General features: G+C 72.5%; 15 protein-coding genes and 1 rRNA gene. 11 read left to right on the top strand and 5 right to left on the bottom strand.

The features are described from left to right. Positions 1-74: ribosomal RNA gene (gene rrf / locus OP04_RS57000) — 5S ribosomal RNA — on the top strand; the annotation flags it as partial. 35 nt (positions 75-109) lie between these two features. Here the strand turns inward: rrf and OP04_RS54790 are convergent. Both OP04_RS54790 and OP04_RS24560 read right to left on the bottom strand, forming a co-directional pair. Continuing rightward, positions 110-583: a WYL domain-containing protein gene (locus tag OP04_RS54790; RefSeq protein ID WP_051798867.1), complete on the bottom strand. Its 474-nt coding sequence runs from the start codon at positions 581-583 to the stop codon at positions 110-112. A gap of 122 nt (positions 584-705) precedes the next feature. Then, positions 706-1,299: a helix-turn-helix transcriptional regulator gene (locus OP04_RS24560; protein WP_085066720.1), complete on the bottom strand. Its 594-nt coding sequence runs from the start codon at positions 1,297-1,299 to the stop codon at positions 706-708. 97 nt (positions 1,300-1,396) lie between these two features. On the opposite strand from OP04_RS24560, the gene OP04_RS24555 reads away from it, so the two are divergent. From OP04_RS24555 to OP04_RS24530, 6 genes are all read left to right on the top strand, one after another. After that, positions 1,397-1,768 (top strand): nuclear transport factor 2 family protein, encoded by a 372-nt coding sequence (locus OP04_RS24555; protein ID WP_033342198.1) that lies wholly within the window; start codon positions 1,397-1,399, stop codon positions 1,766-1,768. A gap of 38 nt (positions 1,769-1,806) precedes the next feature. Then, positions 1,807-2,169, top strand: coding sequence for a hypothetical protein (locus tag OP04_RS24550; protein WP_157240267.1), 363 nt, complete (start codon positions 1,807-1,809; stop codon positions 2,167-2,169). Between the two features lie 105 nt (positions 2,170-2,274). Next, the gene (locus OP04_RS24545; RefSeq protein ID WP_033342134.1) at positions 2,275-3,312 is read left to right on the top strand and encodes an iron-siderophore ABC transporter substrate-binding protein; all 1,038 of its coding nucleotides are present in this window, start codon (positions 2,275-2,277) and stop codon (positions 3,310-3,312) included. Beyond that, complete coding sequence (locus tag OP04_RS24540; RefSeq protein WP_033342133.1) at positions 3,309-4,346, top strand: FecCD family ABC transporter permease; 1,038 nt, start codon at positions 3,309-3,311, stop codon at positions 4,344-4,346. The genes OP04_RS24545 and OP04_RS24540 overlap by 4 nt, the downstream gene beginning before the upstream one ends. A 5-nt stretch (positions 4,347-4,351) precedes the next feature. Then, positions 4,352-5,377, top strand: coding sequence for a FecCD family ABC transporter permease (locus tag OP04_RS24535; RefSeq protein WP_085066730.1), 1,026 nt, complete (start codon positions 4,352-4,354; stop codon positions 5,375-5,377). Next, the gene (locus tag OP04_RS24530) at positions 5,374-6,186 is read left to right on the top strand and encodes an ABC transporter ATP-binding protein (RefSeq protein WP_033342131.1); all 813 of its coding nucleotides are present in this window, start codon (positions 5,374-5,376) and stop codon (positions 6,184-6,186) included. The genes OP04_RS24535 and OP04_RS24530 overlap by 4 nt, the downstream gene beginning before the upstream one ends. On the opposite strand, the gene OP04_RS24525 is transcribed toward OP04_RS24530, so the two are convergent. The 3 genes from OP04_RS24525 to OP04_RS24515 form a co-directional block, all read right to left on the bottom strand. Then, the gene (locus OP04_RS24525) at positions 6,162-6,968 is read right to left on the bottom strand and encodes a GNAT family N-acetyltransferase (RefSeq protein WP_051798865.1); all 807 of its coding nucleotides are present in this window, start codon (positions 6,966-6,968) and stop codon (positions 6,162-6,164) included. The two genes, OP04_RS24530 and OP04_RS24525, sit on opposite strands and share 25 nt — an antisense overlap. Positions 6,969-7,176: 208 nt before the next feature. Then, positions 7,177-7,830, bottom strand: coding sequence for a hypothetical protein (locus OP04_RS24520; protein WP_033342130.1), 654 nt, complete (start codon positions 7,828-7,830; stop codon positions 7,177-7,179). Further along, the gene (locus OP04_RS24515; protein ID WP_033342196.1) at positions 7,827-8,381 is read right to left on the bottom strand and encodes a CDP-alcohol phosphatidyltransferase family protein; all 555 of its coding nucleotides are present in this window, start codon (positions 8,379-8,381) and stop codon (positions 7,827-7,829) included. Before OP04_RS24515 ends, OP04_RS24520 begins: the two co-directional genes overlap by 4 nt. 310 nt (positions 8,382-8,691) lie before the next feature. Here OP04_RS24515 and OP04_RS24510 point away from each other — a divergent pair, with 310 nt between their 5' ends. From OP04_RS24510 to OP04_RS24495, 4 genes are read left to right on the top strand one after another with little or no spacing between them, the layout of a single operon-like run. Continuing rightward, the gene (locus tag OP04_RS24510) at positions 8,692-8,922 is read left to right on the top strand and encodes a hypothetical protein (protein WP_033342129.1); all 231 of its coding nucleotides are present in this window, start codon (positions 8,692-8,694) and stop codon (positions 8,920-8,922) included. Continuing rightward, a complete protein-coding gene (locus tag OP04_RS24505; protein ID WP_085066719.1) occupies positions 8,919-10,907 on the top strand; it encodes a S9 family peptidase in 1,989 nt (662 codons plus the stop codon). The genes OP04_RS24510 and OP04_RS24505 overlap by 4 nt, the downstream gene beginning before the upstream one ends. Continuing rightward, entirely contained in the window at positions 10,880-12,382 is a 1,503-nt protein-coding gene (locus OP04_RS24500; protein ID WP_051798863.1) for a sensor histidine kinase, read from the top strand. Before OP04_RS24505 ends, OP04_RS24500 begins: the two co-directional genes overlap by 28 nt. After that, complete coding sequence (locus tag OP04_RS24495) at positions 12,379-13,029, top strand: response regulator transcription factor (RefSeq protein WP_033342128.1); 651 nt, start codon at positions 12,379-12,381, stop codon at positions 13,027-13,029. The genes OP04_RS24500 and OP04_RS24495 overlap by 4 nt, the downstream gene beginning before the upstream one ends. Positions 13,030-13,147 lie beyond the last annotated feature (118 nt).

The raw sequence follows: 13,147 nt of genomic DNA, 5'->3' as shown, positions 1-13,147 counted from the left end.
ACCCGGAAGCTAAGCCCACCAGCGCCGATGGTACTGCACTCGGGAGGGTGTGGGAGAGTAGGACACCGCCGGACTTCTTATTACTTAGGGCCACCCCATCGGGGTGGCCCTAAGTGCGTTTCCCCGCATAATGCGCCGCCGTCGCGGCCGAGACCGCGGCGAGGTCGGCCAGCACCTCGGCGGGGGAGCGCACTTCCACCTCCGTGCCGAACGCGAGCAGCGTGCGCGCCGCCGGCACGCTGGGAAAACGGAGCGACAGCGGCACCGGCTCGCCCGTCGCCGGCGCGGGCGGCGGCCCGTCCAGCTCGGCCCGGTGCAGAAGCAGGAAGCGGCCCAGCGCCGCCGGGGCAACCCGGACCTGCACCATCACACGTGCCGGGAAGTCGTCGACGCGGGCGCGAAGTGACTCCCACTCGTCGGCGAGCGTGGTCGCGCGGCGCCGCACCGGCTGATCCAGCACCTCCGCCTCGATGATGCGGTCCGCTCGGTAGAGCCGCGGCCCGCCGTCACGGTCGGCGACCAGGTACCAGACGCCGGCCTTCTCGACGAGCCCATAGGGGTCGACGACACGATCCCCCGCCACCCCGGACGTTTGCCCGGCAGAGCCGCCCGGTCGCAGCGGGCCCGGCGGAAGCGAGTCGGACGCCACCCCGAGTGCAGCCCGTGGAGAGGAGGACTCCCCGCGTGCCGCCGGCGCGGAGGGCGTCACCCTGTGTGCTGCCCGCGCGGAGCGCACCTCTCCGAGTGCCGCCCCCGAGGAGAGCGCCGCCCCGAGGGCCGCCCGCGCGGAGAACACCTCTCCGGGCGCCGCCCCGAGGACGCCGCCCGATACCGGAGGCGCAGCCGCCGGTCGGTGAACACCGCCTCCTGCAGGGTCGACAGGTCCGCCGAGGCCGGCCCGCTCCGCCACCGCACCGGGTCGATGATGATGCGTCGCGCCACCAGGTCCGCCGCGTCCCGATGTGCGGCCGGCAGCGCCGCCATGATCTTCCGCAGCGCGGACCCGACCGCGGCCTCAAGCCCGAGCGAGGCGTGCGTCGTGCCGGTGAGCAGCACGAACAGGGCTCGTGCCTCGTCCGCGGTCATCCCGGTCACGTCCGTCCGGAAGCCGGGCATCAGCACGATCCCGCCGTGCCGCCCCCGTTCCGTGTAGACCGGCACCCCGCTGGCGGACAGCGCCTCCACGTCCCGGAGCACGGTCCGCACCGAGACCTCCAGCCGCCCGGCCAGGTCCGGCGCGGACAACCGCCCGTGTGTCTGCAGCAGCAGGAGCAGTGACAGCAGCCGGTCCGCGCGCACCCCGTACCCCCGAGAAGATCTTTTTGAAAAACATGACGTCAGGTGTCATCTTTCGCGGCCAGGATGAGCTTCGCAAGCACGACGAGAGGAAATGACCATGACCGAGAACGCGAAGATCGCCGAGGACTACAGCCGGGCCTGGATGGCGCGTGACCTGGATGCGGCGATGCGTCACGTCGCGGACGACGTGGTGCTGGACGCGCCGCCCGGACGGATCGAGGGCGCCGCGGCGTACCGTGAATTCCTGGAGCGTTTCCTGGGTCTGATGACCGCGGGCACGATCACCGAGATCTACGCGAATGAGTCCGGGGCCGCCGTCCACTATGTCACCGAGACGAAGCCGGTCGCGGTCAGCCGCGGATCGGACCGGCTGGTGATCGAGGACGGGCTGATCCGCGAGGTGACGACCATCTTCGACCGTCTGCCGTTCTCCCAGGCCAAGGGGGAGACCGCGACTGACCGTGAGTGAAAGCGCACGGCCGCCGCGCCGTCCGCTACGTTGAGACGGTGAAGCTGAAGTTCAAGCCCAGCCGCACGACGATCATCATCGCGGTGGTCGCCGTGGCGGCCGTGGCGTGGGGGCTGACGTCCGGCGGAGACCCCGCGGGACAGTCGCCGGGCACATTGGACGATCCGGCACGCCAGGCGTGCACGGACTTCGCGGCCGGCCGCGACGCCGCGGACAGCAAGGGCCCGCGACTGTCCCTGGCGGACAACGTGCTGGCCTCCACCCGGCGCACCGACAACTCACGCATCGCGGACAGCGCGTCCGCGCTCGGCCGGAAGGCCAACGATTCCGACCAGGAGTGGACCGAGGCGGCCGACGGGTTCGCCGCGGCCTGCAAGGACGCCGGATGGTCGGCACCCTAGACGCAGGGTAATCGGCGTCACACGCGACCGGGGGCTCACTGGCGCTGTTTCAGGAGGTGGTGTTAGGTAAGGCATCCCTTACTGAATAAGAGTGGAGTTCCCCTTATGCGCTCTCACCGGTTCCTGGCCGGGGTCGTCGCCGCGGTGGCCGCGGTCGCCCTGACCGCCTGTGGGTCCGACAGCGACGAGCCCGCCGGCAACGGCCCGTCCGCCGCGGCCGCGGGCGACACGTTCCCGGTCTCGATCACGCACGCGCTCGGCACCACCACCATCCCGGCGAAGCCGGTGCGCGTCGCGACCGTCGCGTGGGCGAACCACGAGGTGCCGCTCGCGCTCGGCATCGTCCCGGTCGGCGTGGCCAAGGCCAACTTCGCGGACGAGGACGGCGACGGCTACCTGCCCTGGGCCGGTGACAAGATCAAGGAGCTCGGCGGCACCGCCCCGGTGCTCTTCGACGAGACCGACGGCATCGACTTCGAGGCCGTGGCGAACACCCAGCCGGACGTGATCCTGGCGGCCTACTCCGGCCTGACCCAGCAGGACTACGACACGCTGAGCCAGATCGCGCCGACCGTGGCGTACCCGACCACGGCGTGGTCCACCCCGTGGCGTGACTGGATCAAGCTGGAGAGCAAGGCGCTCGGTCTGTCCGCGCAGGGCGACGCGCTGATCACCGAGATCGACGGCAAGATGAAGGCCGAGACCGCGAAGTACCCGGCGCTGGCCGGCAAGAGCGCGATGTTCATGACGCACGTCGACCAGACGGACCTGAGCAAGTTCAGCTTCTACACCACGCACGACACGCGTGGCGCGTACTTCGCGGACCTGGGCCTGACCACGCCGCCGAGCATCGCGGAGCTGTCCGGCACCACGGACCAGTTCGCGCTCTCGGTCAGCGCGGAGCAGGTCGACAAGCTGGGCGACGTCGACATCATCGTGACCTACGGCGACGCCGACATGCTGGCGAAGATGCAGGCCGACCCGCTGCTGTCGAAGATCCCCGCGGTCAAGCGCGGCTCCGTGGTGGCGCTGCCCGGCACCTCGACGATCGGCGCGGCCGCGAACCCGACGCCGCTCGCCGTGTCGTACGTGCTCAGCGACTACGTGAAGCTGCTCGCCGACGCCGCCGCCAAGGTGTCATGACGCTTTCCGTCAAGGAGCCGGACGTCGCTGTGCTGCGGCGTCCGGCCCGCGTCCGGCTGTTCTGGTTCGTCGCCGCGCTGGCCGTGCTGGGCCTGGCGATGCTCGCGTCGGTCGCGTTCGGCTCCCGGATCGTCGGCTGGTCCGCGATCGTCGACGGTGTCAGCGGCCTGACCGACACCATCGACCAGGCGGCCGTGTTCAAGCGTGTGCCGCGTACCGTGCTGGCCGTGATCGTGGGCGCCGCGCTCGCCGTGTCCGGCACGGTCATGCAGGGTGTCACCCGCAACCCGCTGGCCGACCCGGGCATCCTCGGCGTCAACATGGGCGCGTCGCTCGCGGTCGTGGTCGGCATGACCGTGTTCGGGCTGACCTCCGCGGTCAACACCATCTGGGTCGCGATCCTCGGCGCCGCGTTCTCCGCGGTCTTCGTCTACCTGATCGGCTCGCTCGGCCGCGGCGGCGCCACGCCGCTCAAGCTCGCGCTGGCCGGCACCGCCACGTCCGCCGCGCTCGCGTCGCTGATCAGCGCCGTCATCCTGCCGCGCGCGGACGTGTCCGAGCTGTTCCGATCCTGGCAGATCGGCGGCGTCGGCGGCGGCAGCTGGGACAACATCCGGCAGGCCGGGCCGTTCCTGCTGGCCGGGTTCGTGATCAGCATGCTGTCCGCGCGCTCGCTGAACTCGCTGGCGCTCGGCGACGAGCTGGCCGCCGGGCTGGGCGAACGGGTCGCGCTGGTCCGGGGCCTGTCCGCGCTCGGCGCGGTGCTGCTCTGCGGTGCGGCCACCGCGGTCACCGGCCCGATCATGTTCGTCGGCCTGGTCGTGCCGCACGTGTGCCGGCTGCTGGTCGGGCTCGACCACCGCTGGCTGATGCCGTTCTCCGCGCTGCTCGGCGCGTCGCTGCTGACCGTGTCCGACGTGGTCGGCCGCGTGGTGGACCGGCCGTCCGAGATCGACGTCGGCATCATCACGGCGCTGATCGGCGCCCCGTTCTTCATCTACATCGTCCGCCGGCAGAAGGTACGCGAGCTGTGAGCACCATGACCCTCGAGGCCGTCGCGCGCGGCCGGGGACGCCGCGCGCTGCGCCGCCGTACCGTGCTCACGGTCCTGGGCGTGCTGGTCGCGGCGCTCTACGCGATCAACCTCATGTTCGGCAAGACGTTCTACCCGCCGGACGACATCGTGCGCGTGATCCTCGGCGAGCGGGTGCCCGGCGCCACGTTCACGGTCGGCACGCTGCGGCTGCCGCGCGCGACGCTGGCGCTGCTGGCCGGCGTCTGCTTCGGCCTGGGCGGCGTCACGTTCCAGACCATGCTGCGTAACCCGCTGGCCAGCCCGGACATCATCGGCATCAGCTCCGGCGCGTCCGCGGCCGCGGCGTTCGCGATCGTGACGCTGGGCCTGAGCGAGAGCGCCACGTCCGCGTTCGCGATCGCGGCCGGGCTCGGCGTCGCGCTGATCATCTACCTGCTGTCGTTCCGGGACGGGGTGGCGGGGACCCGGCTGGTGCTGATCGGCATCGGCATGGCCGCGATGCTGGAGAGCGCCACGTCGTACGTGCTCTCCACCGCGTCCCAGTGGGACCTGCAGGAGGTGCTGCGCTGGCTGACCGGCAGCCTGAACGGCACCACCTGGGGCGAGACCGTCCCGGTCGCGATCGCGTTGCTGCTGCTCGGGCCGCTGCTGCTCAGCCAGGGGCGCAACCTGTTCATGCTCCAGCTGGGCGACGACATGGCCGCTGCCCTGGGGGTACGCCTGGAGCTCACCCGGCTGCTGCTGATCGTCGCGGCCGTGGGCCTGATCGCGTTCGCCACGGCGGCGTGCGGGCCGATCGCGTTCGTGGCGTTCCTGGCCGGGCCGATCGCGGCGCGCATCATCGGGCCGGGGGCGTCGCTGCTCGTACCCTCGGCGCTGGTGGGTGCTCTGCTCGTGCTCGTGGCGGACTTCGCCGGGCAGTACGCGTTCAGCATCCGCTACCCGGTCGGCGTGGTCACCGGCGTGCTCGGCGCGCCCTACCTCATCTACCTGCTCATCCGCACCAACCGAGCGGGAGGCTCGCTGTGACCGCAGAACACTCGCTCCAGGTCGAGAACCTGACGCTCGGCTACAAGGACCGGGTCGTCATCTCCGAGCTGGACCTGCCGATCCCGCCCGGGAAGATCACCGCGATCGTGGGCGCGAACGCGTGCGGCAAGTCCACGCTGCTGCGCTCGATGTCCCGCCTGCTGGCGCCGCGCACCGGCCACGTGCTGCTGGACGGCCGTCAGGTGCACAGGATGCCGGCCAAGGAACTCGCCCGCACGCTCGGCCTGCTCCCGCAGTCACCGATCGCGCCCGAGGGCATCACGGTCGCGGACCTGGTCGGCCGCGGCCGCAACCCGCACCAGCGCATGCTGTCCCGCTGGTCCGCGCAGGACGATCTCGCGGTGGCGACCGCGCTGGACGCCACGCACACCGGCGACCTGGCGGACCGGGCGGTCGACGAGCTCTCCGGCGGTCAGCGGCAGCGCGTGTGGATCGCGATGGCGCTCGCCCAGCAGACCGACGTGCTGCTGCTGGACGAGCCCACCACGTTCCTGGACGTCAGCCACCAGGTCGAGGTGCTGGACCTGCTCACCGACCTGAACGCGTCCCGCGGCACCACGATCGTCATGGTGCTGCACGACCTGAACCTCGCGGCCCGGTACGCGGACCACCTGATCGCGCTCGCGGACGGCACCGTGCACGCGGCCGGCCCGCCCGGCGACGTGCTCACCGAGGACTGCGTGCGCGCGGTCTTCGGCCTGGACAGCCGCGTCATCGAGGACCCGACGTCCGGCAAGCCGCTGATGCTGCCGCTCGGCCGGCATCACGTCAGCAGCACGTTGACATAGTCGTAGACCCGGACGAACCCGGCACGCTCCAGGTTGGACAGCGACGTGTGGTGCTCGCCGGCGGCCGGCTGGGAGGTCTCCGAGACCACCCAGCGGCAGCCGGCCTCCCGCGCCGCCTCGATCCGCGCCGCGATCAGCGCGGACTGCGCGCCCCGGCCGCGGTGCGACGGCAGCGTGACGCCGCCCTTGAGCACAGCGGCGTCGCGGTCCGCGAAGACCAGCCCGACCGCGACGATCTCGTCACCGTCCCAGGCCGCGAACTGACGGCTCCGCGGGTGCCGGTTCAGCGTGCTGATCATGTCGATCACCTCGGCCGGCGGCCGCAGGTCACCGAACCCGGTCAGCAGCACCTTCAGCGCCCGCTCGTGCGCGTCCGCCTCGACCGGCGCGATCCGCAGGTCCGTGGTGACGGGCTCCGCCGGCCGGGCCGCCGATCGGGTCAGTTTGAGCGTCTGCGGCGCCGGCAGCAGGCCCAGCCGCGCGCACACCTCGGCCCAGTCCGCCGGCAGCACCGGCCGCGGCAGCTTGAACCCGGCGCGCGCGGTCCCCGCCTCCCGGAACATGCCCACGAACGGCGCCAGCAGGTCGGCGTCGACCGGCTCGCTGAAGCCGATCGCGCGGTTGACCATCGGGCTCTCCGACCGCATCGCCATCGCGGCGGCGATGCCCACGGTCAGCGTCCGCAGCTCCGCATCATCCGCCGCGCCCTGCGCCATCGCGCGGAGGAATGCGCTCTCCACCGCCTCGCCGGCCGCGAGCGGCGCGATATCCGTCTCCGTCATTCCCGGAGTCTCGCAGCAGCCCGGAAGGCCGCTTTCTGCGGATTATCGGAAGATCAAATTCTTGATCTTCCCACTCCCGGCGTGGTCCGGCAGCGTTGCTCCCGCGGGCACCGGTCGGCCGCAGGCGGCCTCCCTTCCGGTTCCGCCGTGGTCACCGAACCCCCCAGGCGTGCTCTCGCCCGCTCCGCTCGTCGCTCGGGCCCGCCGGTCAGTGGCTGAAGAACGGCAGGTTCATCACCGCGGCCGGGGCCAGCGCGATCACGACGAAGCGGGCGCAGCGGCCGATCAGGCAGACCGCGGCGAAGAGGCGCACGGACATCGGGCCGCGACCGGCGTAGACCGTGACCAGGAGCAGCGGCGGGAAGCCGAGGAACGCGCTGGCGAACAGGATCGGGACGGCCTGGCGCGGCTGGTCGAGCGTCTGCATGACCACGCGGGTGCGGTCGAGGAGCGCCTGGCCGCGCTTGCGCGGCGCCGCCGGCGTGGCGTCGGCCGGCGTCGTGCCGGTCAGTGTCGCGTCGGTCAGCGTCGCGTGGACCGGCGTGGCGTCGGCCGCTGTCGCGTGAGCCGGTGCCCCGTCGGCCTGCGGTGTGCCGGCCGCGGGTGCGTCGACGGCCTGCGGGGTGACCGGGACCTTGCGGGTGATGATGCGGCGCAGGTACTCCGAGCGGACCGCGCCGCGGACCGTGCCGAAGAGCAGCAGCTTGCCGATGGTCTGGCCGAGGCCGGCCGCGATGCCCAGCGGGATCGCCGGCACGTCCGTGGCCGCGACCACGCCGATCAGGTACGGCTCCACCGGTGTCACCGGGATGATCGCGGAGACCGCGCCGACCAGCAGCGCCGTGAGGACCGCGGCGATCATCGGATGCGGGAGACCAGCCCGGCGACCCGCACCATCGAGGCGATCTTCATGACGGTCACGGCCGCGGCCAGCAGCGCGGGCCAGATCCAGGTCGGCGAGACCAGGACCAGCAGCACCACGGCGGACGTGTTGAGCACCTTGGCCGGGGGCGACCAGTTCCACAGGTAGATGCGGCGGTCGACCTGGGCGAAGTAGTTCGGCGAGACGATCGGCCAGAGCAGGAACGCCAGGCTCAGCATCGTGTCCAGCACCATGAACTGGACGAGGAAGATCGCCAGCGGCACGGCCATGTCGGGCTTGAGCATCAGCAGCGCGGCCAGGCAGAGTGACGTGCAGGCCCGGTCGCTGATGATGTCGAACACCGCGCCGGCCCGCGTCTCCTGCTTCAGCCAGCGGGCCACGATGCCGTCCGCGGTGTCGCCGATCCAGTACGTCGCGTACGCCGCGATCAGCAGCGGCCAGCTCTGCGCCACGATCGCGATCACCGCGAGCACGACCGCGCCGACCGTGCGGACCAGCGTGACCAGGTTGGGGACGGTGGTGAACCGCATCGGCGCCTCCGGACGCTCGGCGAACCGGACGCGCGGCGCGGCCGTTGCGGTGAGGTGCGTCAATGTCTTCCCCGTCCGTGTGTCCGGCCTGGTGGACCGGCAATCACAGTCTGCGTCGTCGTAACGCCAGGGTCCAGTGCGATTCACGGCCCGTCCGGCTGCCCGAGCGTATCCCTCGGGTCATAACGGGAGAATGACACCCACGCAGAACCCGCCGTAAGTCAGAGGGTCCGCTCCGACTTTCGACAGAGGCGGTTTGCTGACTTTCCACCGACGCGCGCGCCGGCCCGCCCCCGCCAGACTTATCGGCATGACCTACCTGATAGCGCTGGGAATCGGTGTCACCGGTGTGGTGCTCCTGCTCGCGTCCGTGGTGCTCCGGCGGCGCGCACGGGCGCTGGATCTGGCCGCGGTGGAGGCCGCGCTCGCCCGCGGCGACCGCATGCGGGCGATCCGGATCTACCGGGAGGGGACCGGGACCGGTCTGCTCGAGGCGCGTGACGCCGTCGAGCGCATCGGCCGTGGTAGTAAGTCTCCATGATCGTGGATACCGACAGCCCGTATGCCGACCTCGACGCCTACGCGGCACTGCCCCGCGTCTCCGGGCTCCGTCTCTCCCCGGACGGCACCCGGATCGTGGTCGGCGTCGCCACCCCGGACCCGAAGAAGAACCGGTACGTCACCGCGCTCTGGGAGGTCGACGCGGCCGGCGAGCGCGCGGCCCGGCGGCTGACCCGCAGCCGGGCCGGCGAGTCCGCGGCCGGCTTCACCCCCGCCGGTGACCTGCTGTTCGTGTCGTCGCGCCCGGAGCCTGACGACGCCGAGGGCGAGGACCCGCAGGCCGCGCTCTGGTCGCAGCCGGCCGGCGGCGGTGACGCGCGGGTGATCGCGCGCCCGACCGGCGGCGTGCGCGGCGTGGTGGTCGCGGACGACGGCGGCATCGTGCTCGGCTCGTCGCTGCTGCCCGGGTCCGAGGGCGTGGAGCCGGACCGCGAGCGCCGCAAGCGCCGTAAGGACGCCGGCGTGACCGCGATCCTGCACGAGGAGTACCCGGTCCGGTTCTGGGATCACGACCTCGGGCCGGCCCGCACCCGGCTGCTGGCGCTGGAGGACGACGGCGACCTGCGCGATCTGACCGGGCACGTCGGCCTGGCGCTGGACGACGACACCAGCTGGGACGTCACGCGTGACGGCCGTACCGTGGTGGCGTCCTGGACCGTCGCCACCGAGCGCGGCGGGCACCGGTCGACCGTGGTCGCGATCGACGTGGAGTCCGGCGAGCGGCGCACGCTGGCCTCGGACCCCGGCCACGAGTACGGCGCACCGCGCATATCTCCGGACGGCACGCGCGTCGCGATCGGCGTGACCCGGCGCAGCACCGCGGACGACCCCGGCGACCACTGGCTGGGCGTGGTGCCGCTGGCCGGCGGCCCGGTCGACGATCTGACGGAGGCGTGGGACCGCCGCCCGCACTCGGCCCGCTGGACGCCGGACGGCGCCACGCTGATCGTCGCCGCGGACGACCTGGGCCGCGGCCCGCTGTGGCGCGTCGACGCCACGACCGGCGAGGTCACCCGCCTGACGCCGGACGACGGCACCTACACGGACGTGGAGATCTCCCCGGACGGCGCCTGGATCTACGCGCTGCGCGCCACCGTGGCCGCCCCGCCCGCGCCGGTCCGGATCGACGCCGCGACCGGCGTGTTCACCGCGCTGCCCGGCCCGGCGCCGGAGCGTCCGGTGCCCGGACGCCTGGAGGAGGTCACCGCGACCGCGGCGGACGGCACCGCGTTGCGCGCCTGGCTGGCGCTGCCCGCGCAGGACGGCCCGGCGCCGCTGGTGCTGTTCATCCACGGCGGCCCGCAGGCCTCGTCGAATGCCTGGTCGTGGCGGTGGAACCCGTGGATCCTGACCGCGGCCGGGTACGCCGTGCTGCTGCCCGACCCTGCGCTCTCCACCGGCTACGGCGCCGGCTTCATCCGCCGCGGCTGGGGCGCGTGGGGCGACGCGCCGTTCACCGACCTGATGACGCTCGCCGACGCGGCCGAGGCCCACCCCGGCATCGACGCGTCCCGCACGGCCGCGATGGGCGGCTCGTTCGGCGGCTACATGGCCAACTGGATCGCCGGTCACACGGACAGGTTCGACGCGATCGTCACGCACGCGTCGCTGTGGTCGCTGGACCAGTTCGCGCCGACCACGGACACGTCCGACTACTGGACGCGCGAGATGACCGCGGAGATGGCGGCAAAGCACTCGCCGCACCTGTCCGCGGACGCGATCACCACGCCGATGCTGGTCATCCACGGCGACAGGGACTACCGCGTACCGATCGGCGAGGGCCTGCGCCTCTGGTGGGACCTGATGTCGCGGTCCACGGCCGAGCACCGCTTCCTCTACTTCCCGGATGAGAACCATTGGATCCTGACACCCAGACACAGCGCCATCTGGTACGAGACGGTGCTCGCCTTCCTCGGCCGGCACCTGCGGGGAGAGGAATGGCGTCGACCGTCCTTGCTCGGCTGAGAGCCGCCGGCGGCGTCCGCGTCGGCTACGAGGCCGCGCTGACGCTGCTGGTGACCGCCGGGGCGCTCCTCCCGGCGGTCATGGCCGGCCTGCACCCGCTCGCGCCCTGGCTGGTCGGGCTCGGCACGCCGGTGCTGGTGCTGCTGCGCGGCCGGTTCCCGCTGCCGGTCTACGTCGCGCTCGGGCTGCTCGGGCTGGCCACCGGCGGGGCGAGCACGGTCACGCTGGTGGCGCTGAGCGCGTCGCTGGCGTACCGGTCGGCGCGGCTCTGGCAGGTCGCGGCCGGGCTCGGTGCGGGCTGGGCCTGCTTCGCGGGTGCGGTCGCGCTCTGGGAGGGCGGGCTGGACCCGACCACGCTGGTCCTGGCGTCCGCACTGTTCGCGCTGCTCGCGGTGATCCCGGCCGGGGTGGCCCGCGCGGTACGGCGACGGCGGGTGCTGCTCGCGGCCATGCACCGGCGCAACGAGCAGCTGCATTCCCAGCAGGGCGAGGTGGCCCGGCAGGCGAGGGCGCGCGAGCGTACCCGCATCGCCCGTGATCTTCATGATTCGCTCGGCCACAAGCTCACGCTGATCTCGCTCTACGCCGGCATGCGCACGGACGAGCACGGTGAGCTGCTGCGCGAGACGTCGTCCGCGGCCATGACCGAGCTGCGGCAGATCCTCGGCCTGCTCGGCCAGGACGACACGCAGGGCGACGCGCCGTCGCTGGACCGGCTGGACGACCTGGCGGAGAACGCGCGGGCCTCCGGCGCCCGGGTGATCCTGCGCCGCGAGGGCACGCCCCGGCCGCTGTCGCCGCTGATCGAGCACGCGGCCTACCGGGTGGCCCAGGAGGGCGTGACGAACGCGCTGCGCCACGCGCACGGCGGTGAGATCATGCTGTCGCTGCGGTACGAACCGGACGCGCTGATCACCGGCGTGACCAACACGGCCGGGCAGCGCGTGATCCGGCACAGCTCCGGCCAGGGCCTGCTCGGGCTCGCGGAACGGGTCCGGGTGGCCGGCGGCATGCTCTACCACGGCCCGACACCGGACGGCGGCTTCCGGCTGGCCGCCACGCTGCCCTACACGGCCGAGCCGGTGGCCGCGCCGGTCCCGGACTTCGCGGAGCTGGTCGAACGCGACCAGCGCCGATCCCGGGTGACCATGGCCGCGACCGCGCTCGGCATCGTCGGCGTCCTGACGCTCTGCTGCGCCGGGCTCTGGCTGGTCGGCGCCGTCGTCACGGTGGACCGCGCCACCTACGACGCGGTCACGGTCGGCACGCCCGAGCAACAGGTCCGCGACCGGTTGCCGGACCCGGAGGCGGCGGAGACCGGTACGGTCGGCGGGCGGGACGTGCCGGGAGCGACCTGTGTCGACTACCGGGCGTCCGTGCTGGAACAGGTCGGGCAGGACACGGAGCTGCTCTACCGGTTCTGCTTCCGGGACGGCATGCTGGTCGACAAACAGGAGTTCGTGGTGACGCGATGACCATCCGAACCGTACTGGCCGACGACGACCGGCTGGTCCGCGGCGCGATCGAGACGATCCTGCGCCCGCACGAGGATCTGGCGCTGGTCGCGCAGGCCGGCGACGGGCGGCAGGCGATCGACCTGACGCTGCTGCACCGGCCGGACGTGGTGCTGCTCGACATCCGCATGCCGGTGCTGGACGGGCTGGCCGCACTGCGCGAGATCCGCCGCGTGCTGCCGGCCGCGCACGTGGTCATGCTGACCACGTTCGGCGAGGACGAGTACGTGGCGCAGGCGCTCAACGCGGGCGCGGCCGGCTTCCTGCTCAAGGAGTCCGCCGCGGACGAGCTGCCGCACGCGATCCGGGCGGCCGCGGCCGGTGAGGCGTTCCTGTCGCCGAAGGTGACCCGGCAGGTGCTCGACCGGCTGCCCGCGCCGTCCGCGGTCCCGGCCGAGGACCGGGCGAAGGTGGATTCACTGAGCGCCCGTGAGCGCGAGGTGCTGGTGCTGCTGGCCCAGGGCCTGTCGAACGCGGAGATCAGCGCGCAGCTGTTCGTCACCGAGGGCACGATCAAGACGCACCTCTACCGCGTCTTCACCAAGATCGGCTGCGAGAACCGCGTGCAGGCCGCGATGCTCGCGCAACGCACCGGGCTGCTGGATTGAGCCTCTTTCGACGTGGTCCCTGGTGCCCCTCCCGTTGACCTGTCCCGGGGCGCCGACCCGCTCGCCAGGTGGAGAATCGCTCATTGAGTTGCTGACTTTCGGCTGACGATTCCGTACC

This window comes from Catenuloplanes japonicus, assembly GCF_000717135.1.
Taxonomy (GTDB): Bacteria; Actinomycetota; Actinomycetes; order Mycobacteriales; family Micromonosporaceae; genus Catenuloplanes; species Catenuloplanes japonicus.
This window is presented reverse-complemented; position numbering and strand designations above follow the sequence as displayed.